Origin of the sequence: Pseudomonas frederiksbergensis, from assembly GCF_001874645.1 — a bacterium.
Taxonomy (GTDB): Bacteria; Pseudomonadota; Gammaproteobacteria; order Pseudomonadales; family Pseudomonadaceae; genus Aquipseudomonas; species Aquipseudomonas frederiksbergensis_B.
This window is the reverse complement of record NZ_CP017886.1, coordinates 4,040,183-4,066,991: the sequence shown is the minus strand read 5'-3', so window position 1 is coordinate 4,066,991 and position 26,809 is coordinate 4,040,183. Positions and strand designations below refer to the sequence as shown.

Below are 26,809 nucleotides of genomic sequence, written 5' to 3'. Positions count from 1 at the left end.
GATACAACCAGGGTTGAATGTCGGAACGATTGTAGTAAGCCACGCTGTAATACCAGTACGCACCATCCACAATGATGTTATCCCCGGCGATAGCGTTCTTATTGATACGCGACACAATATCGTCAAGCGGATACAGGGACTCATTGCGCGGATCATCCAGATCATCCTGTTGTTTATAGATTGTATTCAGCCCGATGAGTTGAACGCCGACAATCAACAGGACAAACGTCCACGCCAAGGCAAGCGTCCGACGTGCAATCCGCTTGACAGCCAACGCCGCTATCATCGGCAAGCCCAGCGCCGCAAATGCCATGTAGCGTTCAACAAATATGGGAAAACCGAATGACACCATAAAAACAACCAACACCGGCAACAGCACGTAGATAACCAGCAATAACTCAAGTTTCAACCGGCTTCTTGCCTTGAGCCCGACCCACACCATCGATGCCAGCACCAACGCTGGAAGCATGACATAAACAGGGCTTGAAAACTCCAGCCCACTCTTCACCGTTAAAAACTTCCAGACCGCTGAAGGCAACGTATACATCGTCAATTCAGGTATCCAGAAAATATCCCCTCCCGCCTTTAGTTTCTCGGTATTTAAGAACAGTTCATCGCCCAGGCTGATCAACCAAGGGCTATAAAGAAGAACAATCGCCACAGTCGCGACCCACCACATCGGTCGCGAAAGGTAATGAACCGTTTCATCTCGCTGGAAGCGCAAGACAACGAGGTACAACCAGTGAGACAGCAAACATAAAACAGCCAGGTAATGGGTGTATAACGCAGCGGTCATGAGCACGACATAACTCGCCAGGTAGCGGTTGCGAACGCTTTTAAGCCAATAGACCAAGGCGATGGTTGCCCCCAGCAGCCACACCCCCTCCAGCGTATACATCCGGGCTTCCTGGCTGTAGCGAACAGAGATCGGCAACAAGGCAAGAAAGAGCCCGGCCAACAAGGCCACCCTGGGTGTGGTGATCAATCGCATCAACCACATACCCAGCGCGACGGTTGCAACACCCGCGAGTGCACTCATGGCCCGAATCGCAAACACACCCTCACCAAAAACAGCCATCCAGACATGGAGAAATAAAAAATACAGCGGCGGATGAACGTCATGCCCCAAGTGAAACCAGATACGCCCCGGCGCCTGAACCCCCACCAACGCCGAGAACGCTTCATCGGTCCAGAAATAAGGCAGGCTGATGTTGTAAAACCGAACAACGATCGCGAGCATCATGACAAGCACCCACCCACCGCTGTCTAGCGATGAGCCCAGGGACACAAACCCCGAATTGTCACGATGCTGAAAGCCCATATTGCCTTCCTGAAAACGTAACCCTGATAGAAACAGGTGCCTACCCACGGGCTGCTCACCGTTATCGTGGGTCCGTGCTTACGCTAGGCTCTGTAAACGGCCTGCAGCCATGAATAAAGGCTAGCTAACACGGCTACTCAGGTCGGTTTTTTTTACGCGGCCATTGACTGCGATCCTCTGAGCGCCGCCTCAACTCAGTGCTGGCGCTCGACCTGCTGATTCCTCTTACCACTTATCCTCTCCGGAAGACGGCACCTCCTTCATAACGATGAAGCCATAATCGCCAATCAGATAAATAGAATAGAACTTGCTGTCCACCAGCGGCGCGTACCTTCGATAACCTGCCAGCGTCGCATTTCTCCGTTCCTTTTCTGGAACGACATTGGTGATACCGACCCTGGGCAGGTTTTCGGCCAACATGAAAAAATCCACGTTCAAGATGTAAGCCAGCACCGGCATCAACTCGAAAGAACCCGTCGCACCCGACAGCCAGTGATTGGAGTAGCTGATCGACAGGTAGATGCGTTTGGCCTCGCGCAGTGGCTGATGTGAAGCGATGTCATGTCCAAGCGAAAACAACGCGCTGGTGGCAAACTCCTTCTGCACATTCAGAACACGCCCATAGGCATACGACAGCGACAGCATGCTCAGCAGAGGTATCGCCAGCAGTAGACCCGCCCGTGGCTGAACAGCCTCCAGCCAGCGGTGGCTCAGATAGAACAACAACACCAGCAGCACTGCAAACCCCATCAAGGTTCGTGCGCCTTCATTGAAATCCCTGAACAACAGCGCAGCGCCCGACACCAGTAATAGCAATACAGGCAATGTCAGCAGGCACACCACCGCTAACACCACTCGGTGCAACACACTGTCTTTTCTCTTGTACAGCGCGATCCCGACCTGCACGGCCCCGGCCGCGGCGCAAAACAGCACAGCCCACATCAACCAACGATTGGTTCCATGAAATAACAGGATCGCTTTACTCGCCACGAGCCCGATATTATCGCCCATCCGGGCAAGCCCATTAGCACTCCACTCCTGCAACGGCAAGCGTTCTGGAATAATTGCCTGATACGCCGTGACGTAGTAAACAACTCCGCCCACGACCAACTGTGCAAACTTCACTCCCAGTAACGAACACCCTGATTTCCAGGGCGCACTGTCACTGGCCACTCTGACCAACTCGACACCGACAAGACCCAGAAACACGTTAATACTGATTTGATATAACCCCACCGCCATGGCTATCAACACGCCGGGCAAGACAATGTGCAGCACTGCAGATTTCGCGCGAAAGACAATTGCATACATAACAGCGACCAGACTCAACGTCATGACCGATCCGTCGTATTGATAAGACAGATTTTGCAGAAAAAACGGGTTGTACCAAAGGGGTAATAAAACCAGACAGCCTGAAACAGTGGGTTGTTTGTAGTAATGCAGTGTCAGGCGAGTCAGGGCCAGGGCCATGGCAACTACCGCAATCAAAAGGGGTAACGGGAAAATATTGGGCGCGCCCGAGGTAAAGGTCAAAGCGTTGTACAACAGCTCGGCAAACAGGCGCCCCTGCCCTGCCCAGGCAGTGCCGGCCTCCAAAGACCGCCAGTTATCGTCAATGTAGTAGTAATCAACCAGTATCAGAGGAATCACATAAACAAACGTGGCCAGTAAAAAAAACGCAAACACTTCACGACCGAGCAGTTCTTTAGTCAAAAAATTCGCCACCTTCATTTTGGTGCTCCTTTCTCAGCCCGAACGTCACAGACGGCTTTACAGCTCGCGCTTACCTTGACCACCCACAATATCTTTCACCACATACCTCGGCCGGTGTTTCGATTCAATATAAATTCGACCCACATACTCACCCAATATGCCAATACCGATCAGTTGAACACCGCCCAAAAATAAAACAGCGGTCATCAACGAAGGATAACCCGGCACGTTATTACCAAAGAAAATCTTGTCCAGCACCATGTAAATGGCATAGACAATTGCAAACAGTGAAATGGCGCTACCGACATACGTCCACAACTGTAAGGGCACCGTACTAAAAGACGTAATACCTTCCAGCGCCAGATTCCACAGTTTCCAGACGTTAAACTTGGTGGTGCCCGCCACGCGTTGGGCCCGTTCATACTCGACGACGGCGGTATTGAAACCCGCCCACGAAAGGATGCCCTTCATGAACAGCCGGTGCTCCGGGAGCGTGCGAATCACGTTCACGACCTTGCGATCCATCAATCGAAAATCACCAACGTTCTCTTCTATCCGGGTATAAGCGATTCGGTTCAACAGGTGATAGAACAGTGCCGCGCTGTGCCGTTTCATATAACCGTCGGCGGTGCGATCGTGGCGCTTGGCAAGCACCACATCAGCCCCGTTCTTCCACTCCCGAATCAACAAAGGGATCACATTGATCGGGTCCTGCAAGTCGACATCCATCGGGATCACCGCGTCGCCAGTGGCGTACTCCAACCCGGCAAATAACGCGGGTTCCTTGCCGAAATTGCGCGAAAAGTTGATGACCAGCACATGCTCGTCAGCCAACGCGAGGGCTTTGGCCTGCGCTGCAGTCTGGTCGGAACTGCCGTCATTGATGAACACGATCTCGATGTCACAATCAGCGATCGACAGTTCCTGACGAACAGCCTGATAAAACAGGTTAATCGCCTGTTCTTCATTGAACACGGGAACAATCAGCGAGATCTTCACTGCTCACGCCCCCGAAAAATGAAATATTTCGAGTAAAAAAAACCGCAGACCAGACTGATACCCGAGAAGACCACCAACGTCATCCACCCCGGCAGCAGTAACTGATCCGCCACAGACCCCACGCCATAACTCAATATGCCCATGAACCCGACAAACAGCAGATAGCGTGAAACACTGGTTTTTTGTTTGAAGGTGTATCGCGCATTGGCATAAAAGGAAAATGAAACGGCCAGACAAAAACCCACAAAGTTACTGGATGCCTGACGAAAACTCATGACCGTGTTCAGAACAAAAAACGTCGTCCAGTGGATCAACGTATTAAGAAGGCCAACCGACACGAATCTGGGGAAACCGTGAAATGCGGCTCTGATGTCCATTGCATTTGTTTCCAGTCTGAACGCGTGCACAGGAGCAAGCTTGGCACCCTTGGCCCACTTGTCTACTTTCCGGCCAACGAATAGACCAGTGGCCAAAACCCTGTTCTAAAGGCTCGCGTCAACCCTCAACACGGTGTCCCGCCCCTGCTGCTTCTGCGGCCGAGACATCCAGTAATATCCGACCTTTGCAATTGCCGCCAATTCACGCCACCCTGCGCGCCGCCGATGTGCGGCGCACAATCTTTTGCGCTGCCGACCACTCTTTACTCACCCCTGTCCAAGAGCCCGTTGTCATGACCCAAGGACGCGACCTTCGCATCGATTTCTTTCGCGGACTGGCACTGATCTTCATTTTCTGGGATCACGTACCACACAACCCTCTCGCCCATTTCACGGTGCGCAATTTCGGTTTCAGCGATGCGGCAGAGATCTTCGTGTTTCTGGCGGGCTACGCGGCGGTGCTGGCCTACGGCAAGATTGCCCGACGCGATGGTTGGCTGGTGGCCACGGTGAAAATCCTGCGCCGCGCCTGGGTGCTGTACGTGGTGCATATCTTTCTGTTGGCGATGCTGATGGGCATCGTGTTTTTCGCCAATAGCCACGTGGAAACCCGTGATCTGGTACAGGAAATGGGCCTGCACTACTTCCTCAGCAACCCGCAGCAAGCATTGGTCGATGAGCTGCTGCTGCGCTTCAAACCCAACCTGATGGACCCGTTGCCGCTGTACATTCTGCTGTTGCTCGGGCTGCCGCTGGTGCTGCCGATGTTGTTGCGCAAGGCCGAGTACGTGGTGGGGTTGTCGGTGGTGCTGTACATGCTGGCGCCGTGGTTTCAATGGAACCTGGCGGCAACCGACGGTGGCGTGTGGTTCTTCAATCCTATGGCCTGGCAGTTGCTGTTTATCCTGGGGGGAGCAGCGGCGATTCACGGTCAGCGACCGCTTGTACCGGACGCCCGCACCTTGCCGCGTCAGCCGCTGTTTGTCGCGGCAGCGGCCTATCTGCTGATTGCCGGACTGATCGCCCTGTCGTGGAAATGGCCGACGGTGCATGACGCGTTCATGCCCCGGATGCTGGGTGAATGGCTGTATCCAATCAGCAAGACCAACCTGTCACCGGCGCGACTGCTGCACTTTTTGGCGCTGGCGTACGTCATTGCCAAGCTCTTGCCCAACAGCGGCTGGACGCAAAACTGGCTCGCGCGGCAAAGCTGCCGAATGGGGCGTTACTCGCTGGAGGTATTTTGTTTGGGTGTGCTGCTGGCGCCGCTGGCGGACATGCTCAATGCGCTGGCAGACGATGCGTTGGCGATGCAGATTTTCAGCGCCCTGTTGGGGGCGGGTTTGATGGCGGTACTGGCGGCGTGGCTGGACTGGAACAAGCGGCTGAACCGGCCGGCACACGTGGCCGCCGCTTAAGATCAAAGGATCGCAGCCTTCGGCAGCTCCTACGGAGAACGGTTATCACACCGCTTTTGTAGGAGCTGCCGAAGGCTGCGATCCTTTGACTTTCAAACCCCAAAAAAAGCCCCGGTCTTGCGACCGGGGCTTTTACTGCGCTGCGCCTTTACGAAGCCGAGCGCGCTGCACCTTGCGAGACACTGACCGGTTGCAGCTTGAACACATAAAACAGCACCGTCAGCAGCACCAGGAACGCAGGTCCCACGTACAGCGCAACGCGTGTGTCCGGGAAGTAGGCCATCAGGCCAACCACCAACACCAGGAACGCCAGCGCCAGGTAGGAGCTCACCGGGTACAGCCACAGGCGGTACTTGAGAGCGGCACGTTCGGCCGGGGTCAGACCTTTGCGGAATTTGAGCTGTGCCAGCAGGATCATCACCCACGTCCAGATCGCACCGAAGGTAGCGATTGCAGTGACCCAGACAAAGACTTTTTCCGGTACCAGATAGTTGAGCAATACGCCCAGCAGCAGCGCGCTGATCGATAGCAACAAGGCGCGACGCGGCACACCGTTCGAGGTTTTGGCGAAAGCGGCAGGGGCCTGGCCGTTCTGCGCCAGACTGTAGAGCATGCGTCCGGTACTAAAGATGCCGCCGTTGCAGGACGACAGCGCGGCGGTGATCACCACGAAATTGATGATGCCGGCTGCGGTCTTGATGCCCAGACGCTCGAAGGTCATCACAAACGGACTGCCCTGAGTGCCGATTTCGTTCCACGGGTAGATCGACAGAATCACAAACAGCGCGCCGACGTAGAACAGCAGAATGCGCCAGAACACCGAGCCGATTGCATTCGGAATAGTCTTCTGCGGATTCTTTGCTTCACCGGCAGTCAGGCCGATCATCTCGACACCCAGGTAGGCGAACATCACCATTTGCAGGGACATCAACACGCCCTGCACGCCATTGGGCATGAAACCGCCATGGCTCCACAGGTTGGAAATCCCCAGCGCAACGCCGTCGTTGCCGAAGCCGAATGCGATCACGCCGATACCACCGACCACCATCGCAATGATGGTGACGATCTTGATCAGGGCGAACCAGAATTCGAATTCACCGAAGGCCTTGACCGCGATCAGATTGATCGAGCCCATGCTCAGCAACGCCGCCAGCGCCCAGATCCAGCGCGGCACATCGGGGAACCAGATGCCCATGTACACCGCCACCGCGGTAATTTCCGCGACGCAGGTCACCAGCCACAGGAACCAGTAGTTCCACCCCGTGAGGAAGCCTGCCAACGGACCGAGATAATCTTGTGCATAACGACTGAACGAGCCGGCGACCGGGTTGTGCACAGCCATTTCGCCGAGGGCGCGCATGATCACCAGGATCGCCAGACCACCGATGATGTAAGACAGCATGATGGCCGGGCCGGCCATTTCGATGGCCTTGGCTGAACCGAGGAACAGACCGACACCGATACAGGCGCCGAGCGCCATCAAGCGAATATGCCGTTCGCCGAGTTCGCGTTTGAGCGGGCCGCCCTGAGCGGTCTCGCCGTGGGGCTGGTGATTGCCGACTGGCATAGGGATACAACCTCCGTATTGTTATTGGATATGACCACCGAGTGTCGAAGCACAGACCGATAAGCCTGAACTTCCCGATACCGGATCCACTTCGTGGGTCGATCCGTCTTGTAGGACAAAACCTGCAAGATCAGCGGGGCGTGCAGTATAAAAAGCTCACTCCAGGGCTTTTCACTCTATAAACGACAAGATTCAGCGAGAACTCTCGGCAAAAGCGGCATTTGTGGAGGGGCATTACCTGGAATTCTGGCCTCAACTCGCCAGCGAAGCGGCGCCGAGTATTGCACAGCAAGGGTGCAGCGTCATGCCCCTAGCCAGGCTGTATTTACCGGCCTGAAGGCTCTAATTCAGCACTTACGACCCCATCACCCTCGGTAGGAGCTGCCGCAGGCTCGGGCCGCGTTCGGACGATCTTTACCCGTAAAAGATCGCAGCCTGCGGCAGCTCCTACGCAAAGGCAGCTTTGTTCGTCGACGAAGTCATTCACAAAGTTTTCACCCTTTCCAACCAGCGTCTAAGCTTCAGACAAGTCCGATAAATCTGCGTGAATGGATCAATCGACTATGGGCGCTTTATGGCAATCCGATTCGAGTAAAACTGTGGAACCAACTGATCGCGTGGAAGAAGCGCCTTTACCGAAAAAAACTCGTCGCCCCCGTTATGCCTGGCGGTTGTTCTGGTTACTGTTACTGATCATTCTGGTCGCGCTCGGTTTGGCAGCCTCCAAGGAAATGCGCACCTCGAAACTGCAGGCGCGCGAATTCAGCCAATTTGCCGCTTCGCTGAATTATTCGATGCAATCCGGTCCCAGCGATTCGATTTTCTATCCGGGCGAAGGGCCTTTCGACAAGCGCCTGGGCTACAGTTCTCTGGGTGAGTTCTTGCCACGCTTGCTCAAGCGCAACTACATGATCGCCGCGCAAACCCGATTTTCGCCGAAACTGTTCAACTACAGCGAGAAGGGTTTCTTCGTGCCCTACGCGGAGAAAATCCAGGCCGGTTTAACCATTACCGACTGCCGCGCGTTGCCGTTGTATCAGTACAACTATCCGCAGCAACTGTATTCGAGCTTTGCGGCGATCCCTCCGCTGGTGGTGCACAGCCTGCTGTTCATCGAGAACCGCGACCTGCTCGATCCCAAACAACCCTTGGCCAACCCCGCCGTGGACTGGCCGCGTTTTGGCAAGGCCGCCTGGTCGCAAGTCGCCAAACTGTTCCACATGCCGGGTCAGACTGCCGGCGGCAGCACCCTCGCCACTCAGCTGGAAAAATACCGCCACTCGCCCGATGGTCTCACGGTGTCAGGCAGTGAAAAAATCCGCCAGATGATTTCCGCCAGCGTGCGCGCTTATCAAGATGGCCCGCAAACCTTCACGGCTCGTCAGAACATCGTGCGCGATTACCTCAACAGTGTGCCGCTGTCGGCGGTGCCCGGTCACGGTGAAGTGCATGGCATGGCCGAAGGGTTGCGCGTGTGGTACGGCGCCGACTTCAATCAGGTCAATAAAACCCTGACAAGTGTTGCCAGCGACCCGCTGAGTCTGTCTCAACGCGGTCTGGCCCTGCGTCAGGTGCTATCGCTGATGATCGCCCAGCGCCGACCTTCACACTATTTGTTCAAGGGTCATGACGAACTGGCAGATCTCACCGACAGCCACATCCGCCTGCTCGCACAGAACGCCGTGATCGACACCCCACTGGCTGACGCCGCACTGGCCAGCAAGGTGACCTACCGCGACTGGCAACAACAACCGACCCTTCAGCCGATTGAATCCAACAAGGGCATCAGCGTTGCGCGCAGTCGACTGGCCGCCCTGCTCAATCGCCCTTTGTATGACCTCGATCGCCTCGACCTGTCGGCCACCAGCACCTTGCAGTACGACCTGCAAACCAAGGCCACCGAGTACCTCAAGCATCTGGCCGACCCAACCTACGCGGCGCAATTGGGCCTGCTTGGCGAACACTTGCTGACGCCTACCAGCACGACTCAGGTGCGCTACAGTTTCACCCTGTTCGAGCGCACCCCCGATGGCTCGCGCGTGCGCGTGCAAACCGACAGCACCGATCAGCCCTTCGACATCAACGAAGGCAGCAAACTGGAACTGGGCTCCACCGCCAAACTGCGGGTGTTGACCAGCTACCTGCAGATCATCTCCGAACTGCATGACCGCTATGGCGCCAAGACACCCGCCGAGCTGAAAAAAACCGACGTCCCCGACCAGGACCGGATTACCCGCTGGGCCGTCGACTACCTGATCCAGAACACTGACCGCAGCCTGCCGAAAATGCTCGATGCGGCGCTCAACCGTACGTACTCGGCCAACCCCGGCGAGTCATTTTTCACTGGCGGCGGCCTGCACACCTTTCACAACTTCCGCAAGGAAGACAACGGCCGCAGCCCAACCCTGCGCGATGCCCTGCGCGAATCGATCAACCTGCCGTTCATTCGGCTGATGCGCGACCTGGTGCGCTACAGCACTTACTCGGGGCCCAACAGCAGCGGCCAATTGCTCAATGATGACGAGAACCCGCGGCGTCAGGAATATCTGGCGCAATTTGCCGACCACGAGGGCACCGCGTTTTTGCTGCGCTTCTGGAAGAAGTACCAGAAGAAGGACACCCAGGCTCGCCTCGAGACCTTCCTCGACGGCATGCACCCGACGGCAATTCGTCTCGCGGCGGTGCACCGCTACCTGCTGCCCGAGGCCAGCCAGGAAAGCTTCAACAGCTTTGTGCGGGCGCATCTGAAAGCGGCCAAAAGCACCGATAAAAATATCGACAGAACCACCGGTAAGCTCAACGAAAAACTCACTGACGAGCGCCTCGAAAGACTCTATAAAACCTACGGTCCGGGCGCCTTTGACCTGCCCGACCAGGGGTTTATCGCCAAGGTCCACCCACTGGACCTGTGGCTGATGGGCTACTTGCTGAACAACCCCGACGCCAAGTTCAGCCAGATCGTCAAAGCCAGTGAATTCGAGCGTCAGGAAGTCTACAGCTGGCTGTTCAAGAGCCGGCACAAGAGTGCCCGCGACAGCCGCATCCGGACCATGCTGGAGATCGAAGCATTCCTCGACATTCACCAACGCTGGCAAGCCGTCGGCTACCCGTTCGATCATCTGGTACCGTCATTGGCCACTGCCATCGGCAGCTCCGGCGATCGGCCAGCGGCTCTGGCCGAGCTGATCGGTACGATCCTCAACGATGGCGTGCGTATGCCGACCCTGCGCATCGACAGCCTGCATTTCGCCGCCGACACGCCGTATGAAACAAAGGTGATCAACGACCCGGACAAAGGCAAGCGAGTCATGCCGTCCGAAGTGGCAACGGCGATGCGCGAAGCGTTGTCGCAAGTGGTGGATGCCGGCACCGCCAAACGGGTCGCCGGTACGTTCAAACTGCCGGACGGCACTCCACTGGCCATGGGCGGCAAGACCGGCACCGGCGATAACCGCATTGAAGCCTTCGGTACCGGCGGAAGGGTTCTGAGCTCGAAATCGATCAACCGCACCGCGACCTTCGTGTTCTACATTGGCGAGCATCACTTCGGCACCCTGACTGCCTTCGTGCCTGGCGTCTCGGCCCAAGCCTTCAAATTCACCTCGGCGTTGCCGGTGCAAGTACTCAAGGGCATGGCGCCGATTCTCACACCGTATCTGCAACCGGGGAACAACACGCTATGTCAGCCTGCCGAGGTAGCGCGACGCTAATCCGGGGTCGGCACGATAATTGTTCGAGATAACCTCCCCCTCTTCTCCGTGAGTTGACCGCCGGTCTCAAGGTCTTGCATTTTCATTAAGATATATCTTAAGTTGTATCTAAATACGACGAGAGAACGCAAAAAATGAGAGACCATCATTCCCACCGCGAACACACTGACGGCCGCGACGGCTTCGAAAAACGCCCCGGCCCCGCTCGAGAACGCGGCGGACGCGGCCCCCGGGTATTCGCCCCAGGCGATCTGAAACTGCTGCTGCTGGCGCTGATCGCCGAGCAGCCGTGCCACGGCTACGACCTGATCCGCCAGATCGAAAGCATGTTCGATGGCGCCTACTGCCCCAGTCCCGGCGTGATCTATCCGACCCTGACCTTCCTTGAAGAAAGCGAAATGATCCTCGGTGACGCCGATGGCGGAAAAAAACGCTACAGCATTACCGATGCCGGTCGTCTGTCGTTAAGCGAGCAGGCGATTGCCCTGGACGGCGTGCGCATGCGCATCGAGGTCAGCAAGCGTTCGTTGCGCGGGCAAGACCGCCCGGCCGAGATCCACGAAGCAGTGCACAACCTGCGTCATGCCTTGCAAATGCATCACGGTCGCTGGAGCCCGGAAGAAATCCTGCGGGTGCGCGACCTGCTCAACAACACCGCCAAAGCCATCGTCGATGGCCCTGTCGTTCAACCCTTTCAGGAGAAGGCCGAATGACTGAAGTCATCGTGCAAACCATTCACCGTGTCAGCCACGCACTCAAACGCCGTCGTCTAGAAGTGCTGCGGGTGGTCGACCTGACCCCGCGCATGCGCCGGATTACCCTGGGTGGACCGGAGCTGGCCGGCTTTGTCAGTCTCGGAACGGACGACCACGTAAAGCTGTTTTTCCCACAAAGCGCAGCGGAACACGCCACGCTGGAAACCCTGGTGCTGGGCGCCGGCAAGGACAACGGGCCGCTGCTGGCGATGCGCGACTACACGCCCCGCCGTTACGACCTGAACACGCTGGAACTGGACATCGACTTCGTGCTGCACGGCGATGGCCCTGCCGCGACCTGGGCAGCGCAGGCCACACCCGGCCAGTTCCTGCACATTGGCGGGCCACGGGGTTCGATGGTCGTGCCGGATATCTTCGACAGCTACCTGCTGATCGGTGACGAGACCGCCCTGCCCGCCATCGCCCGCCGCCTTGAAGGCCTGGCGGCCAACCGTCGCGCACTGGTGGTGGTGGAAATCGAGAACGGTGCCGAACAGCAAATCCTCGAGAGTCAGGCAAACGTCAACGTGATCTGGGTCTTGCGCGAAAGTGGCCAGAACCACCTGCTGACCACCGTGCAACAACTGCACATACCGAGCGGCGAGTTGTATGCGTGGATCGCGACAGAATCCAAAGTCTCACGACAGATCCGCCGCGTGTTGCTGGATGAGAAGGGCGTGAATCAGGATCAGGTGAAAGCCGTGGGTTACTGGAAACTGGACGACAGCGACGAGGAGTAATCACCACATTCCGTAGCAGTTGCCGAGCCCGCGAGGCTGCGTTCGGCCGCAGAGCGGTCGTAAAATCAGGCAGCGCGTTCCTCCAGGCAAACCGCGTATGCAGGATTTGCGAGGCCTTCGGCCTCGAACGCAGCCTCGCGGGCTCGGCAGCTGCTACGGGGGTCAAAACAGTTACTTATGTCCGCGCCACCGATCCAGCCCGACCACTACCAGCGCAATCAGCACAAACCCCAGCAATATCCCGCTGGCATTGATGAACACCTGGGGATAACCGAGTTTTTCGACATCAATAAAGGGATAAGGGTAGAGCCCCAGCGAGTGCCCACGCAGCAAGGCATAAGCGAAGTACACCACCGGGTAAGTCACCCACAAACCGATGTGGCCAAGGCGCAAGGTGCCTTTAGGCACACACCGCCACCAATAGAACAGAAACAACAGCGGCATGACGTCATGCAGCAGCTCGTCGGCGATGAATTGCCAGCCCTGCGGGTGCCACAAATGCCGCAACAGCAGGTTATACGCCAGGCCGACCAGGGCAATGCTCACGGCGATCCCGCTGCTGACCCATGGCTGTAAAAAGAACGCGTGGCCCTTCGACTCGCGCGAAGTCACGGCACAGGTCAGCACCGTCGCCACCAGCGTGTTGGTCAGGACCGTAAAATAGCTGAAGTAGCTCACCAGCCCACCCAGTTGGCTGGCGCTGACACTCCAGCGGCCGTACAACACCAGGTACAGCTGAATACTCAATCCCAGCCAGCCCAGCACGGCAGCCGAGCGTATAAAACGTCTCATGACGGGCGAAGGTCGAGTTGGCTCGGCGGGCATTGCGATTCCTTAGAGCGGACGTTTGGTGCGCATCAACTTGACGTAGAGTTTTTCGACTTTCTCGCGGGCCCACGGGGTTTTGCGCAGGAAGGTCAGGCTCGACTTGATACTCGGATCGCTCTTGAAGCAGCGAATGTCGATGCGCTCGGCCAGCCCCGACCATTCGTAGTGTTGAACCAGTGCGTTGAGGATCTGTTCCAGGGTCACGCCGTGCAGCGGGTTGGGGTTCTGTTCGGTCATGCCGGGCCTTTGAACAAAGAAAGTAAAGGAAGCCGCGCACCTTAGCCGAGGGTGTCGTGCGGTGGAAGGACTCTGTGCGCTATCCGTTAAATGTAGGTGAACTCTGAAAGATCGCAGCCAGCGGCAACGCCTACAGGTGCACACCTTCTGATGTGAGCTGCCGCAGGCTGCGGTCCTTTCCTCGGGACTATTACCAAATCCGAAAGGATCCATGTCAAGAAAAGCCCTTTCTCTCTGTGTAACAGATCATTATCCTTGCCCCCCTTAACGCTGAATCGTTTCATCTGCCCGATTGACCCTCGCAGCGTTCAGCTCCCTCCCCCCCCTAAAAGACCAAGAACTCCTTCTCTATGCCCGACATTCAGACTTTGCGAGACAGCGCTGTCTTCCCTGCTGTTGCTGCCCGAAAAGCCATCAACCTGATCGGTGGACTCAGCGCCCTGAGCCTTGCCAGCTGCGCTCAGGCTGCCCCTGCATTCGATAGCGACTCACCGTGGATGCTCGGCGACTGGAACGGCACACGTACGGAACTCGCGGAAAAGGGCTACGACTTCAAAGTCGACTACACCGGCGAAATGGGCAGCAACCTGCACGGCGGCTACGACCACGATCGCACGGCGCGCTACAGCGACCAGTTCGGCCTCGGTACGCACCTGGACCTGCAAAAGATCCTCGGCTGGCACGACGCTGAATTTCAGCTGACCCTCACCGAACGCAGCGGCAACAACATCAGCAACGACCGGATCAACGATCCACGCGTCGGCGGTTTCACCTCGGCCCAGGAAGTCTGGGGCCGTGGCCAGACCACGCGGCTGACACAGATGTGGTATCAGCAGAAATTCTTCGATCAGAAGCTCGACATCAAGGCCGGCCGCTTTGGTGAAGGCGAAGACTTCAACAGCTTCCCCTGCGATTTCCAGAACCTGGCGTTCTGCGGTTCTCAGGTCGGCAACTGGGTGGGCGGCATCTGGTACAACTGGCCGGTCAGCCAATGGGCGCTGCGGGTCAAATATCACCTGACACCTGAGCTCTACGCACAGATGGGTGCCTACGAGCAAAACCCGTCGAACCTGGACCGCGACAACGGCTTCAAGCTCAGTGGCAGCGGCACCCAAGGCGCGGTGCTGCCGGTGGAACTGGTGTGGACACCAAAACTCAATGGCCTGCCGGGCGAATACCGCGCCGGTTACTACTACAGCAGCGCCAACGCCACCGACGTCTATAAGGACAGCAACGGCCAGCCGGCCGCCCTGAGTGGCGAGGCCTATCGCAGCGCATCAAGCAAGCACGGCGTCTGGCTCGGCGTGCAGCAACAGCTGACCCGTCGCGCCAGTGATAACTCGCGGGGCTTGAGTGTGTTTGCCAACGGCACGATGCACGACAAAAAGACCAACGCCATCGACAACTATGTCCAGGCCGGCGTCGTCTACAAAGGCCTGTTCGATGCCCGCAGCAAGGACGATCTCGGCTTCGCCATGGCCCGGGTTCACGTCAACCCGGCCTACCGCAAGAACGCCGAGGCGACCAACCAGGCGCACGCGGTCTTCGACTACAACGACCCAACCTACCTGCCGCCGCAAGACACCGAATACAGCGCTGAACTCTATTACGGCGTGCACCTGACCCATTGGCTGACCGTGCGCCCGAACCTGCAATACATCCGCCACCCTGGTGGCGTGAACGAGGTCGATGACGCGCTGATCGGCGGGATCAAGGTGCAGTCGTCGTTCTGAAACTCTTTCTGATCCCTCTTTTTACTGAAACCTGCCTCCACCTGTTCGTCATCAACGGTGAACAGGCGCGGGACTACTTGAAACATCACGGAGAACCACACTATGAGCACTGAGGGTGCTTTGAGTCGAAGCCGTCTGCTGCCGAGCCTGCTCGGTATCGTGCTTCTGTTAATGGGCCTGGCCTTGCTGGCCGGGGGGATCAAGCTGAGCCTGCTCGGCGGCTCGCTGTATTACCTGCTGGCCGGTATCGGCCTGGTGCTGACCGGGATTTTGCTGCTGGCTGCTCGCCGTGCGGCGCTGGGTCTGTACGCGCTGGTGCTGTTCGCCAGTACGGTGTGGGCGCTGTGGGAAATCGGCCTCGACTGGTGGCAGTTGGTGCCGCGTCTGTCGCTGTGGTTCGCCCTTGGCGTGGTCCTGCTGTTGCCGTGGTTCCGCCGTCCGCTGCTGCGTGATGGTGCCGCTCCGCTGGGTACCGCTGCGCTGAGCGTGGCCGTGGTTCTGGCCGGTGCCACCGCCATCGCCAGCCAGTTCACCCACCCGGGTGAAATCATCGGCGAGTTGGACCGCGACACTGCCGACATGACCAGCACCGCGCCAGCCATGCCCGAAGGCGAGTGGCAGGCCTATGGCCGCACCGAGTTCGGCGACCGCTACTCGCCGCTGAAGCAGATCACCCCGGCCAACGTCGGCAAGCTGCAAGAAGCCTGGCGCATCCGCACCGGCGACCTGCCGACCGCTGACGACCCGGTGGAACTGACCAACGAGAACACCCCGTTGAAGGTCAACGGCATGCTCTATGCGTGCACCGCACACAGCAAGGTGCTGGCGCTGGACCCGGACACCGGCAAGGAACGCTGGCGCTTCGACCCGCAGATCAAGAGCCCCGTGGGTTTCAAGGGCTTTGCCCACATGACCTGCCGTGGCGTTTCTTACTACGACGAGAACGCCTACGCCAAGGCTGACAACGCTTCGGCCGCAGTCATCTCCGAAGCTGGCAAAGCCGTCGCCCAAGCCTGCCCGCGTCGTCTGTACCTGCCCACCGCCGATGCTCGTTTGATCGCACTGAACGCCGACACTGGCAAGCTCTGCGAAGGCTTCGGCGATCACGGCGTGGTTGACCTGACCCAAGGTATCGGCCCGTTCACCCCCGGTGGCTACTACGCCACCTCGCCGGCGGCGATCACCCGTGATCTGGTGATCATGGGCGGTCACGTCACCGACAACGAGTCGACCAACGAGCCGTCCGGCGTGATCCGCGCCTTCGACATCCGCGACGGTCACCTGGTCTGGAACTGGGACAGCGGCAACCCTGAGGCGACCGAGCCTTTGGCTCCGGGCAAGGTCTACACCCGCAACTCGCCGAACATGTGGTCGCTGGCCAGTGTCGACGAGAAACTGGGCATGGTTTACCTGCCGCTGGGCAACCAGATGCCTGACCAGTGGGGTGCCGACCGCACGCCGGGTGCTGAAAAATTCAGCGCTGGCCTGGTGGCTCTGGACCTGGCCACCGGCAAGGTGCGCTGGAATTACCAGTTCACCCACCACGACTTGTGGGACATGGACGTCGGCAGCCAGCCGACCCTGCTCGACCTGAAAACCGCTGACGGCATCAAACCGGCGCTGATCGCACCGACCAAACAGGGCAGCCTGTATGTGCTCGACCGTCGCGATGGCACACCGATCGTGCCGATTCGCGAAATCCCGGTACCGCAAGGCGCAGTTCCAGGCGACCGTACCGCCCCGACCCAGGCGCGCTCGGACCTCAACCTGCTCGGCCCGGATCTGACCGAGAAGGCCATGTGGGGTGCCAGCCCGTTCGACCAGATGCTCTGCCGCATCCAGTTCAAAGAACTGCGCTACGAAGGCCAGTACACCCCGCCGTCGTTGCAGGGCAGCTTGATCTATCCGGGTAACGTCGGTGTGTTCAACTGGGGCGGCGTGTCGATCGATCCGGTTCGTCAGATGCTGTTCACCAGCCCGAACTACATGGCGTTCGTTTCGAAAATGATCCCCCGCGCCGACGTGGCTGCCGACAGCAAGCGCGAAAGCGAGACCGCTGGCGTGCAGCCCAACACTGGCGCGCCGTACGCGGTGACCATGCACCCGTTCATGTCGCCGTTCGGCGTACCGTGCCAAGCCCCGGCCTGGGGCTATGTGGCCGGTATCGACCTGACCACCAACAAGGTGGTCTGGAAGCACAAGAACGGCACCAGCCGCGACAGCTCGCCACTCCCTATCGGCCTGCCGATCGGTGTACCAAGCATGGGCGGTTCAATCGTCACCGCCGGTGGCGTCGGCTTCCTCAGCGGAACCCTGGACCAGTACCTGCGTGCCTATGACGTCAACAACGGCAAAGAACTCTGGAAATCGCGCCTGCCGGCCGGCGGCCAGGCCACACCGATGACCTACACCGGCAAGGACGGCAAACAGTACGTACTGCTCGTCGTCGGCGGCCATGGTTCGCTGGGCACCAAAATGGGCGACTATGTGATCGCTTACACACTGTCGGAATAAGCGTTAGCGGCAGTTAAGAAAAAGGCGACTACCGAGGGGTAGTCGCCTTTTTTGTGTCCCAAAAGATCGCAGCCTGCGGCAGCTCCTACGGGACTTGCGCACGGCTTCGACCGCCCGGCGTAGGAGCTGCCGCAGGCTGCGATCTTTAGAAAATTATTAGTTCTAAACGTAGGACCCGGAGAAGCTTCCGACATGGTTTTCAGGTTGTCGGTGGGAAGCCGCATAACTAGTCTTTGGTGGTCGCTGCCAATTCAGCGACCGGGTTTGACCGTCCGAGCACACTCCAGGCGCACTCAGGAGCGTCACCATGCACAAAGTCACCCCCAATTCACCAGAAACCCCAAGCACTTCCCCTTACGCCTCCAACGACTCCAAAAAACTCCACGACGCCGCCGAGCGGGCGCTGGATCACTACTTCAAACCGCCGTTCGACAAGGGCAACCTGCCCGACAAACGTCCCTCCAACATCTTCGCGGTCATCCCCGACCTGGACAACGAAACCCTGCTGGCGCACGCCTCGGAAACCCTCGCCTCATTGAATGTGCTGGCCAGCGACCTGGCCTTCGAGCTCGAAGGCACGCGCCGGCATGTGGCATTGGCGATTCAGCAGATGGTCTCGTTGGGGGAACTGTTGGTGAATCGAGCGCTGGATAGCTTCGATCAACCGGAAGAGCGGTAACACCGCACTGTGGGAGCGCCGCCCGGCCGTCCCACAGTTTTGATTGATGTACATCCAGTCAGGCCGCCAAAATCAAAAGATCGCAGCCTTCGGCAGCTCCTACGGATATCACCCATGGCTCGTCCGCCCCCAACCACTCAACAGGCCGAGCGTTAGCTCGCCTGCCGCTGTTGATCTTGATCCACCCGCCCCTTCGGAAGGCCGAGTGGAGGTGTTCATCAGGGGGTTGGCGCGCAGCGCCGTACGGCGCAGCCGGACACATCGAGAGGAGGTCGTCGCGCAGCAGACCGTAGGCGATGCCCCCTGATGGACACCGGAGTGAGGGGACGCCGAGCCTAGGCGAGGTGCCGTACGCTTGGGGCGAAGCCTTTTGCTTCCTTTGGGGCGTTTGCCAAAGGGAGGCGCTGTAAAAGCGAAACCGCCAGCAGCCGTTACCGCAGAAATGGATATGTACACCTGCAAAAGATTGGTCGGCTGTCAGGCCGCCAAGATCAAAAGATCGCAGCCTGCGGCAGCTCCTACCGTTGAACGAAGTCACTCCTTCTGAAACACCCGCTAACAACCACCCCCCATTGAAACCACCCACCACCTGCCCCATCTAACTGACATACCCCATTGCGCAGGTGCCCCATGAGCGACCAGCAAGAATTCCCGGAAAACCCGAGCGAATACGCCGACCCCGAAAACGCCGAACACCCCACCTCCGCAGGCAAGGGCCTGGCCCTGCCCGGCCAGAACCTGCCGGACAAGGTCTACATCATCCCGATTCACAATCGCCCATTCTTCCCGGCGCAAGTCTTGCCGGTGATCGTCAATGAAGAACCCTGGGCCGAAACCCTGGACCTGGTGGCCAAATCCGAGCATCACTCGCTGGCGCTGTTCTTCCTGGACACCCCGCAGGAAGATCCACGGCATTTCGACACCTCCGCCCTGCCGCTCTACGGCACCCTGGTGAAGGTCCATCACGCCAGCCGCGAAAACGGCAAACTGCAATTCGTCGCCCAGGGCCTGACCCGCGTGCGCATCCGCACCTGGCTCAAGCACCATCGTCCGCCGTATCTGGTGGAAGTCGAATACCCGCACCAGCCGAGCGAGCCGACCGATGAGGTCAAGGCCTACGGCATGGCGCTGATCAATGCGATCAAGGAACTGCTGCCGCTCAACCCGCTGTACAGCGAAGAGCTGAAAAACTACCTCAACCGCTTCAGCCCCAACGACCCGTCGCCGCTGACCGACTTCGCCGCCGCCCTGACCTCGGCCACCGGCAACGAGCTGCAAGAAGTGCTCGACTGCGTACCCATGCTCAAGCGCATGGAAAAAGTCCTGCCAATGCTGCGCAAGGAAGTCGAAGTCGCGCGTTTGCAGAAAGAAATCTCCGCCGAAGTGAACCGCAAGATCGGCGAGCACCAGCGCGAGTTTTTCCTCAAGGAACAGCTCAAGGTCATCCAGCAGGAGCTGGGGCTGACCAAGGACGACCGCAGCGCCGACGTCGAGCAGTTCGAGCAACGACTGGTGGGCAAAGTCCTGCCGCCACAGGCGCAGAAACGCATCGAAGAGGAACTGAACAAGCTGTCGATCCTCGAAACCGGCTCACCGGAATACGCGGTCACCCGCAACTACCTGGAATGGGCGACAGCGGTGCCGTGGGGCGTTTACGGCGAGGACAAACTCGACCTCAAACACGCGCGCAAAGTCCTCGACAAACACCACGCCGGGCTCGACGACATCAAGGACCGGATCCTCGAGTTCCTCGCGGTCGGCGCTTACAAAGGCGAAATCTCCGGCTCCATCGTGCTGCTCGTCGGTCCTCCGGGCGTGGGCAAAACCAGCGTCGGCAAATCCATCGCCGAGTCGCTGGGGCGGCCGTTCTATCGCTTCAGCGTCGGCGGCATGCGCGATGAAGCCGAGATCAAGGGCCACCGCCGCACCTACATCGGCGCGCTGCCGGGCAAACTGGTTCAGGCGTTGAAAGACGTTGAAGTGATGAACCCGGTGATCATGCTCGACGAAATCGACAAGATGGGCCAAAGCTACCAGGGCGACCCAGCCTCGGCGCTGCTGGAAACCCTGGACCCGGAACAGAACGTCGAATTCCTCGACCATTACCTCGACCTGCGTCTGGACCTGTCGAAAGTGCTGTTCGTCTGCACCGCCAACACCCTGGACTCGATTCCAGGCCCCTTGCTCGACCGGATGGAAGTGATTCGTCTGTCGGGTTACATCACCGAGGAAAAGGTCGCCATCGCCAAGCGTCACCTGTGGCCAAAACAGCTTGAGAAAGCCGGGGTGTCGAAAACCAGCCTGTCCATCAGCGACAGCGCGCTGAAAGCCTTGATCGATGGTTACGCCCGCGAGGCAGGGGTGCGGCAGTTGGAAAAACAACTGGGCAAACTGGTGCGCAAAGCGGTGGTCAAGCTGATCGACGAGCCGCAAAGCGTGATCAAGATCAGCCCCAAAGACCTCGAAGCCTCACTCGGCATGCCGGTGTTTCGTAACGAACAAGTGCTGTCCGGCACCGGCGTCATCACGGGCCTGGCCTGGACCAGCATGGGCGGCGCGACCTTGCCGATCGAAGCCACGCGCATTCACACCCTCAATCGCGGCTTCAAACTCACCGGGCAACTGGGTGACGTGATGAAGGAATCGGCCGAGATCGCTTACAGCTACGTCAGTTCGCACCTCAAGCAGTTTGGTGGCGACGCGAAGTTCTTCGACGAAGCCTTCATCCACCTCCACGTCCCTGAAGGCGCGACCCCGAAAGACGGCCCGAGCGCCGGCGTGACCATGGCCAGCGCCCTGCTCTCGCTGGCACGCAATCAGCCGCCGAAAAAAGGTGTGGCCATGACCGGTGAACTGACGCTGACCGGGCATGTGCTGCCGATTGGCGGGGTACGCGAAAAGGTCATCGCGGCGCGGCGGCAGAAGATCTTCGAGCTGATTTTGCCAGAGCCTAACCGTGGCAGTTTCGAGGAATTGCCGGATTACCTGAAGGAAGGGATTACCGTGCACTTCGCCAAGCGTTTTGCGGATGTGGCGAAGGTGTTGTTTTAACCTGACCACTTGAATCGGTTGCGCTCCTGAAAAGATCGCAGCCTGCGGCAGCTCCTACGCTGCGCCCCTTGTAGGAGCTGCCGGAGGTTGCGATCTTTTGATCCTGGTCTCGCCCGTCACACTTTGATTCATCTTCGGTTATGCTCGCCGTTCGTCGTGAATGACCGGAGCTTACTGACCAATGTCCCCCATCCGCCTGTTTGTCCCCCTGAGCCTCGCCCTGCTGGCCGCCTGTGCCACTCAACCGAAACAGAACGTGACGGTAGAAAAACAGAGCGAATGCCCAGTGCAGTTGAACAACAGGCAACACCTGATTCTGACCCTGCCGAGCAACCCGACCACCGGTTATCGCTGGGCGATCCAGGATTCGGCCGGCGGCGTGCTGCGGGCGATCAGCCCTGAGGTATACACCAACCCGGAGAACACCGGGCTGGTGGGCAGTGGCGGGCAATCGACCTGGCGCTTTCAAGCGTTTGCCGCGGGCAACGGGCGTTTGCGTCTGACCTATCAACAGCCGTGGGAGCCGGAAGTAGAACCGGCACAAACCTTCGACTGCGCAATTTCGGTTAACTGATCATGGGCTGGCTGATTCTGGCGCTGATGGGCGCGGTGACCTTTCTCTATGGGGTAAGCGTTCACGCTGAGTTGCTCTGCCTGTTGGTCAAGCCGTTGCCAGTGTTGGCGCTGCTCGGCTGGTTGCACGACGCACCGCCCGGCGACTATCGGCGCTGGGTCAGCCTGGGGCTGATCTTTTCCCTGCTCGGCGATGTGCTGCTGGCGTGGCCGGGGGACTTGTTCGTATTTGGCCTCGGCGCGTTTCTGGTGGCGCATCTGGCGTACTTGAAGGCGTATTTAAGCGATTGCCGACGATTGGCGCTGTTGCCGCTGATCCTGGCGCTCGGAGTTGGTGCGCTGCTGCTGGGAATCTTGATTGCCCACGGACTTGGGCCATTGCTGATCCCGGTGATCGTCTACGGCCTGGCCATCAGCGCCATGCTCTGGCGAGCGCTGGCCCGACTCGGCACCGATGTGCCGAAGCGCTCGGCGCTGCTGGCGGCCGGTGGCGCGCTGGCGTTTGTGTTCTCCGACAGCGTGATTGGTATCAGCCGCTTTGTGGTGCCGTTCGAGGCGGCGCCTTATGTGATCATCCTCAGCTATTGGCTGGGGCAGTGGGGGATTGCGGCGTCGGCGTTCCACCAACAACGCGGCTAACGACACTACCCGTAGCAGCTGGCGAAGCCTGCGTTCGAGCGCGCAGCGCTCGCCAAACCTGACACCGCGAATCGTCAGATACACCGCAAACACCGGTTTTGCGAGGACTCCGTCCTCGAACGCAGCCTTCGGCAGCTGCTACAGGGGCCGCGTACGTCGCCGGAGCGGTTTATCAGACAACCCGCGCATCCGCGCGCCAAGTTGGCTAAAATGCCGGCCTTTTCCACATCCGCCGCTGGAACCGCCGTGAGCAAAGAACCCGATCGCCTTTTCGCCCAGCCCCTGGCCCAGGTGCCCGACTTCGCCTTTAACGAGGACGTGGTGCGGGTGTTCCCGGACATGATCAAGCGCTCGGTGCCGGGTTACCCGACCATTGTCGAAAACCTCGGCGTACTCGCGGCGCAGTTCGCCCAGCCGGGCAGCGTGCTCTACGACCTCGGCTCGTCCCTCGGCGCGGTGACCCAAGCCCTGCGCCGTCACGTGCGCACCGACGGTTGCCGGGTAATCGCGGTGGATAACTCGGCAGCGATGGTCGAGCGCTGCCGCGAATACCTCAACGCTCAGGACTCGATGTTCCAGGAGCTGCTGCCGGTTGAAGTGATCGAGGGCGACATTCTCGCGCTGGCGTTCAAGCCGGCCTCGGTGGTGGCGCTGAATTTCACCCTGCAATTCATCGCCCCGGAGCAACGCCTGGCACTGCTCGGGCGCATCCGTCAGTCGCTGTTGCCGGGCGGTGCACTTATTCTTTCGGAGAAGCTGCGCTTCAACGATCCTGAAGAACACGCACTGCTCACCGACCTGCACGTCGCGTTCAAACGCGCCAACGGCTACAGCGAACTGGAAATTGCCCAGAAGCGCAGCGCCATCGAAAACGTCATGAAGCCCGACAGCCTCGAAGAACACCGCGAACGCCTGCTGGCCGCCGGGTTTTCGACAGTCGTGCCGTGGTTCCAGTGTCTTAACTTTGCCTCGTTGATTGCCTTGCCATGATTGATCTGTCTCCCCTCGCCCGCCGTCTGGCCGGCACGCCGCTGGCCGACTGGGCCAACACCCTGCAAGCGCAACTCGATGCAAAAATGGAAAAGGGTCACGGCGACCTGGAGCGCTGGCAGAGCGCGCTGGACGCCTTGCCGAAGATCCAGCCGAGTGAAGTCGACTTGCTTGACGGCCTGATGCTCGACACCGACTGCGACGATGAAACCCGCGCGCAAATGCGCACCGCACTGATGGGGTTGTCACCTTGGCGCAAAGGTCCGTTCGACCTGTTCGGCGTGCACGTCGACACCGAATGGCGCTCGGACTGGAAGTGGTCGCGGGTCGCCCCGCACCTGGACCTCAAAGGCAAACGCATCCTCGATGTCGGCTGCGGCAATGGCTACTACATGTGGCGCATGCTCGGCGCGGGCGCGGACAGCGTGATTGGCGTCGACCCGAACTGGTTGTTCTTCTGCCAGTTCCAGGCGGTGCAGCGCTACCTGTCGGAGCCCAATGCCTGGCACTTGCCGTTTCCCTTTGAGGATCTTCCTCCCGATCTCGAAGGCTTCGACACGGTGTTTTCCATGGGCGTGTTCTACCATCGCCGCTCGCCGATCGAACATTTGCTGGCGCTGAAGGATTGCCTGGTCAAGGGCGGTGAGCTGGTGCTGGAAACGTTGGTGATCGAAGGTGACGAGCAGCAAGTGCTGGTGCCTGAAGACCGTTATGCGCAGATGCGCAACGTCTGGTTCCTGCCGTCAGTGCCGGCGCTGATGCTCTGGCTGCGCCGTGCCGGATTCAGCGATGTGCGCTGCGTGGATGTGAGCGTGACCACAGTTGAAGAACAACGCGGGACCGAGTGGATGAAGTATCAGTCGTTGAGCGACTTCCTTGATCCGGACGATCACCGCAAGACGATTGAAGGTCTGCCGGCGCCGATGCGCGCGGTGATCGTCGCCCGTAAATAAAAAAGATCGCAGCCTGCGGCAGCTCCTACGGGTGTTTGCGGCTCCTGTAGGAGCTGCCGCAGGCTGCAATCTTTGCGGTATCAGTCTCGTTTGGCGCGCCGCGCCTTGAAAAACTCGCTCAGCACCGTGCCGCACTCTTCGGCCAATACCCCGCCTTCGACCAGCACCCGGTGGTTGAGAAAGCCCTGGGTGAAGAACTGCCCCTGGCTTTGCACGATCCCGGCCTTGGGTTCCAGTGCGCCGTAAACCACCCGCGCAATCCGCGAATGCACGATCAAACCGGCGCACATGCTGCACGGTTCCAGCGTAACGTACAGCGTGCTGCCCGGCAGACGATAGTTGCTCACGGCCTGCGCTGCGGCGCGGATCGCGACCATTTCGGCGTGGGCGCTGGGGTCACTGCCACTGATCGGGCAATTGAAGCCGCGACCAATGATTTCGCCGTCCTGCACCAGCACCGCGCCCACTGGCACTTCGCCGAGGACCGCACCTTGCGCGGCCAGCGCCAGGGCCTCACGCATGAAGTCCTGATCGCGGCTACGGTCGATGATTTGCGCGGGGCGTATCTGACGCATCAGGCCACCTCGATAGCGGCCATCAGGCCGGTTTCCATATGGTCGATCACATGGCAGTGGAACATCCACACCCCCGGGTTATCCGCCACCAGCGCCACATGAGCGCGCTCGTTCTTGCCCAACAGGTAGGTGTCGGTGAAGTACGGGATGATCTTTTTGCGGTTCGAGGCAATGACCTTGAAGCTCATGCCGTGCAAGTGAACCGGGTGCTGGTACTGAGTCATGTTCTTCAATTCGAAAATGTAGCTTTTGCCTTTCTTCAGAGCAGCAATCGGGCGGTCGGCGCAGGTTTTGTCAGTGATGTCCCAGGCCTTACCGTTGATCTGCCAGAGGCTCGGGGGCTTGCCATTATCGACGTTAACCGAGACCGAACCGACCCACTCGAAATTGAAGTTGAGCTTCTCGGCGTTGGCCAGGTCCGGCTCGGATATCGGGTTGGGCGGCAGCGCTGGCGGCCACTGGCTCGGCGCATCGGTGTTGGCCACCGAGCGCAACGTGCCAATGCGCACCGGCCCGTTACGCAGCGACAATTCTTCACCGGCCTTTGGTGCCTTGATCGCCAGGCAAATGCGCATGCCGGGGCCCAGCCAGTATTCCTTGCCCAGCGGACGCGGCTCGATCGGGTTGCCATCGAGTGCATAGATCTGCGCTTCGACGCCCGGAATGTTGATCCGGTAGGTCAGCGTATTATCGAGATTGAGCAGGCGTACCCGGGTGATCTGCCCGGCCGGTAACTCGATCACCGCCTGCGGCACGCCATTGATGGTCGCCAGACGACCGGCCGTACCACCACGCGCCGCTTCACGAGGAACGCTGAACGGCACGAAAGCGCCCTCTTCATCGACGTGCCAGCTCTTGAGGCTGAGCGTCTGCTCGTAGTTGAAACCGGTGAGCTCGCGTTCTTCGACGATCAGTGGCCCGACCAGCCCGCGACCCAGCTCTTGGCTGCTGTTTACATGCGGGTGATACCAGTAGCTGCCTGCGTCCGGCACGCGAAACTTGTAGTCGAAATACTCGCCGGGCAGCACCGGCAGTTGCGAGACGTACGGCACGCCGTCCATCTCCAGCGGCAAACGGATGCCATGCCAGTGAATGGTGGTGGGCACCGGCAGGTGGTTGATGAAACGCACCCGCAGCCATTCGCCCTGGCGTACCCGCAGTTCCGTCCCCGGTGCCGACGGACCAAAAGCCCACGCCTCGGTTTTGTGCCCCGGCACCAGCTCGACATCCAGCGGCGCGGCAATCAACTCATAATCGTGACCCGCATTGGCGTCTGCCATTTTCCCCAGCCAGTAACGCGTTGCACCACCGGCCCCGACGCCCACCACTGCCAGACCGGCCAGACCACCCAGTATTTGTCGACGGGTAAAGGACATGAACTCAACAACCTCACGTATCAGCGGCAGGCCTGTGCCCGCAAAAGGCGAATACGATACA

The 26,809-nt window shown here is 59.2% G+C and carries 20 protein-coding genes and 1 pseudogene; 12 read left to right on the top strand and 9 right to left on the bottom strand.

Annotated features, from left to right (window positions below; genetic code table 11):
• Window positions 1-637 precede the first annotated feature (637 nt).
• The 4 genes and pseudogenes from BLL42_RS31105 to BLL42_RS19505 all read right to left on the bottom strand — a co-directional run.
• Window positions 638-1,240, bottom strand: a pseudogene (locus BLL42_RS31105) (glycosyltransferase family 39 protein); the annotation flags it as partial.
• Window positions 1,241-1,546: 306 nt separating this feature from the next.
• Complete coding sequence (locus BLL42_RS19515) at window positions 1,547-3,052, bottom strand: glucosyltransferase domain-containing protein (protein ID WP_071553541.1); 1,506 nt, start codon at window positions 3,050-3,052, stop codon at window positions 1,547-1,549.
• A gap of 39 nt (window positions 3,053-3,091) precedes the next feature.
• Window positions 3,092-4,033 (bottom strand): glycosyltransferase family 2 protein, encoded by a 942-nt coding sequence (locus BLL42_RS19510; protein ID WP_071553540.1) that lies wholly within the window; start codon window positions 4,031-4,033, stop codon window positions 3,092-3,094.
• On the bottom strand, window positions 4,030-4,410 hold the full coding sequence (locus tag BLL42_RS19505) for a GtrA family protein (protein ID WP_071553539.1): 381 nt from the start codon (window positions 4,408-4,410) through the stop codon (window positions 4,030-4,032). Before BLL42_RS19505 ends, BLL42_RS19510 begins: the two co-directional genes overlap by 4 nt.
• Window positions 4,411-4,703: 293 nt before the next feature.
• Between BLL42_RS19505 and BLL42_RS19500 the strand changes: the two genes are divergently transcribed.
• The gene (locus BLL42_RS19500) at window positions 4,704-5,828 is read left to right on the top strand and encodes an OpgC family protein (RefSeq protein WP_071553538.1); all 1,125 of its coding nucleotides are present in this window, start codon (window positions 4,704-4,706) and stop codon (window positions 5,826-5,828) included.
• 148 nt (window positions 5,829-5,976) lie between these two features.
• Here the strand turns inward: BLL42_RS19500 and BLL42_RS19495 are convergent, their stop codons facing one another.
• Window positions 5,977-7,395 carry an amino acid permease gene (locus BLL42_RS19495; RefSeq protein WP_071553537.1) on the bottom strand — a complete coding sequence of 473 codons (1,419 nt, stop codon included), beginning with the start codon at window positions 7,393-7,395 and terminating at the stop codon, window positions 5,977-5,979.
• A gap of 563 nt (window positions 7,396-7,958) precedes the next feature.
• On the opposite strand from BLL42_RS19495, the gene BLL42_RS19490 reads away from it, so the two are divergent.
• From BLL42_RS19490 to BLL42_RS19480, 3 genes are all read left to right on the top strand, one after another.
• Window positions 7,959-11,105: a transglycosylase domain-containing protein gene (locus BLL42_RS19490; protein WP_071553536.1), complete on the top strand. Its 3,147-nt coding sequence runs from the start codon at window positions 7,959-7,961 to the stop codon at window positions 11,103-11,105.
• Window positions 11,106-11,239: 134 nt separating this feature from the next.
• Entirely contained in the window at window positions 11,240-11,818 is a 579-nt protein-coding gene (locus BLL42_RS19485) for a PadR family transcriptional regulator (RefSeq protein WP_071553535.1), read from the top strand.
• Window positions 11,815-12,600, top strand: a complete 786-nt coding sequence (locus tag BLL42_RS19480; protein ID WP_071553534.1) for a siderophore-interacting protein — start codon at window positions 11,815-11,817, stop codon at window positions 12,598-12,600. Before BLL42_RS19485 ends, BLL42_RS19480 begins: the two co-directional genes overlap by 4 nt.
• A 171-nt stretch (window positions 12,601-12,771) precedes the next feature.
• On the opposite strand, the gene BLL42_RS19475 is transcribed toward BLL42_RS19480, so the two are convergent.
• Both BLL42_RS19475 and BLL42_RS19470 read right to left on the bottom strand, forming a co-directional pair.
• On the bottom strand, window positions 12,772-13,392 hold the full coding sequence (locus tag BLL42_RS19475) for a Pr6Pr family membrane protein (protein ID WP_236721915.1): 621 nt from the start codon (window positions 13,390-13,392) through the stop codon (window positions 12,772-12,774).
• A gap of 42 nt (window positions 13,393-13,434) precedes the next feature.
• Entirely contained in the window at window positions 13,435-13,665 is a 231-nt protein-coding gene (locus BLL42_RS19470) for a VF530 family protein (protein WP_071553532.1), read from the bottom strand.
• A gap of 350 nt (window positions 13,666-14,015) precedes the next feature.
• Here BLL42_RS19470 and BLL42_RS19465 point away from each other — a divergent pair, with 350 nt between their 5' ends.
• From BLL42_RS19465 to cmoB, 8 genes are all read left to right on the top strand, one after another.
• Window positions 14,016-15,398: a carbohydrate porin gene (locus BLL42_RS19465; RefSeq protein WP_071553531.1), complete on the top strand. Its 1,383-nt coding sequence runs from the start codon at window positions 14,016-14,018 to the stop codon at window positions 15,396-15,398.
• Between the two features lie 102 nt (window positions 15,399-15,500).
• Window positions 15,501-17,912 carry a glucose/quinate/shikimate family membrane-bound PQQ-dependent dehydrogenase gene (locus tag BLL42_RS19460; protein WP_071553530.1) on the top strand — a complete coding sequence of 804 codons (2,412 nt, stop codon included), beginning with the start codon at window positions 15,501-15,503 and terminating at the stop codon, window positions 17,910-17,912.
• A 307-nt stretch (window positions 17,913-18,219) separates the two neighbouring features.
• Window positions 18,220-18,591 (top strand): DUF6124 family protein, encoded by a 372-nt coding sequence (locus tag BLL42_RS19455; protein WP_071553529.1) that lies wholly within the window; start codon window positions 18,220-18,222, stop codon window positions 18,589-18,591.
• A 630-nt stretch (window positions 18,592-19,221) separates the two neighbouring features.
• Window positions 19,222-21,642, top strand: coding sequence for an endopeptidase La (gene lon, locus BLL42_RS19450; RefSeq protein WP_071553528.1), 2,421 nt, complete (start codon window positions 19,222-19,224; stop codon window positions 21,640-21,642).
• Between the two features lie 181 nt (window positions 21,643-21,823).
• Window positions 21,824-22,216, top strand: a complete 393-nt coding sequence (locus tag BLL42_RS19445; protein ID WP_071553527.1) for a protease inhibitor I42 family protein — start codon at window positions 21,824-21,826, stop codon at window positions 22,214-22,216.
• Between the two features lie 2 nt (window positions 22,217-22,218).
• Window positions 22,219-22,854: a lysoplasmalogenase gene (locus BLL42_RS19440; protein WP_071553526.1), complete on the top strand. Its 636-nt coding sequence runs from the start codon at window positions 22,219-22,221 to the stop codon at window positions 22,852-22,854.
• A 246-nt stretch (window positions 22,855-23,100) separates the two neighbouring features.
• Window positions 23,101-23,844, top strand: coding sequence for a carboxy-S-adenosyl-L-methionine synthase CmoA (gene cmoA, locus BLL42_RS19435; RefSeq protein ID WP_071553525.1), 744 nt, complete (start codon window positions 23,101-23,103; stop codon window positions 23,842-23,844).
• Entirely contained in the window at window positions 23,841-24,797 is a 957-nt protein-coding gene (gene cmoB, locus BLL42_RS19430; RefSeq protein ID WP_071553524.1) for a tRNA 5-methoxyuridine(34)/uridine 5-oxyacetic acid(34) synthase CmoB, read from the top strand. Before cmoA ends, cmoB begins: the two co-directional genes overlap by 4 nt.
• Window positions 24,798-24,877: 80 nt before the next feature.
• Here cmoB and tadA read toward each other — a convergent pair whose 3' ends face one another.
• Together tadA and BLL42_RS19420 are read right to left on the bottom strand one after the other, a co-directional pair.
• Window positions 24,878-25,372 carry a tRNA adenosine(34) deaminase TadA gene (tadA, locus tag BLL42_RS19425; protein WP_071553523.1) on the bottom strand — a complete coding sequence of 165 codons (495 nt, stop codon included), beginning with the start codon at window positions 25,370-25,372 and terminating at the stop codon, window positions 24,878-24,880.
• Window positions 25,372-26,748 (bottom strand): multicopper oxidase family protein, encoded by a 1,377-nt coding sequence (locus BLL42_RS19420; protein WP_071553522.1) that lies wholly within the window; start codon window positions 26,746-26,748, stop codon window positions 25,372-25,374. The genes tadA and BLL42_RS19420 overlap by 1 nt, the downstream gene beginning before the upstream one ends.
• Window positions 26,749-26,809 lie beyond the last annotated feature (61 nt).

Coding starts and splice junctions, on each gene's coding strand:
- BLL42_RS19515 (WP_071553541.1), bottom strand. CDS start 3,052: ATGAAGGTGGCGAATTTTTTGACTAAAGAACTGCTCGGTCGTGAAGTG.
- BLL42_RS19505 (WP_071553539.1), bottom strand. CDS start 4,410: ATGGACATCAGAGCCGCATTTCACGGTTTCCCCAGATTCGTGTCGGTT.
- BLL42_RS19500 (WP_071553538.1), top strand. CDS start 4,704: ATGACCCAAGGACGCGACCTTCGCATCGATTTCTTTCGCGGACTGGCA.
- BLL42_RS19495 (WP_071553537.1), bottom strand. CDS start 7,395: ATGCCAGTCGGCAATCACCAGCCCCACGGCGAGACCGCTCAGGGCGGC.
- BLL42_RS19490 (WP_071553536.1), top strand. CDS start 7,959: ATGGGCGCTTTATGGCAATCCGATTCGAGTAAAACTGTGGAACCAACT.
- BLL42_RS19485 (WP_071553535.1), top strand. CDS start 11,240: ATGAGAGACCATCATTCCCACCGCGAACACACTGACGGCCGCGACGGC.
- BLL42_RS19480 (WP_071553534.1), top strand. CDS start 11,815: ATGACTGAAGTCATCGTGCAAACCATTCACCGTGTCAGCCACGCACTC.
- BLL42_RS19475 (WP_236721915.1), bottom strand. CDS start 13,392: ATGAGACGTTTTATACGCTCGGCTGCCGTGCTGGGCTGGCTGGGATTG.
- BLL42_RS19470 (WP_071553532.1), bottom strand. CDS start 13,665: ATGACCGAACAGAACCCCAACCCGCTGCACGGCGTGACCCTGGAACAG.
- BLL42_RS19465 (WP_071553531.1), top strand. CDS start 14,016: ATGCCCGACATTCAGACTTTGCGAGACAGCGCTGTCTTCCCTGCTGTT.
- BLL42_RS19460 (WP_071553530.1), top strand. CDS start 15,501: ATGAGCACTGAGGGTGCTTTGAGTCGAAGCCGTCTGCTGCCGAGCCTG.
- BLL42_RS19455 (WP_071553529.1), top strand. CDS start 18,220: ATGCACAAAGTCACCCCCAATTCACCAGAAACCCCAAGCACTTCCCCT.
- lon (WP_071553528.1), top strand. CDS start 19,222: ATGAGCGACCAGCAAGAATTCCCGGAAAACCCGAGCGAATACGCCGAC.
- BLL42_RS19445 (WP_071553527.1), top strand. CDS start 21,824: ATGTCCCCCATCCGCCTGTTTGTCCCCCTGAGCCTCGCCCTGCTGGCC.
- BLL42_RS19440 (WP_071553526.1), top strand. CDS start 22,219: ATGGGCTGGCTGATTCTGGCGCTGATGGGCGCGGTGACCTTTCTCTAT.
- cmoB (WP_071553524.1), top strand. CDS start 23,841: ATGATTGATCTGTCTCCCCTCGCCCGCCGTCTGGCCGGCACGCCGCTG.
- tadA (WP_071553523.1), bottom strand. CDS start 25,372: ATGCGTCAGATACGCCCCGCGCAAATCATCGACCGTAGCCGCGATCAG.
- BLL42_RS19420 (WP_071553522.1), bottom strand. CDS start 26,748: ATGTCCTTTACCCGTCGACAAATACTGGGTGGTCTGGCCGGTCTGGCA.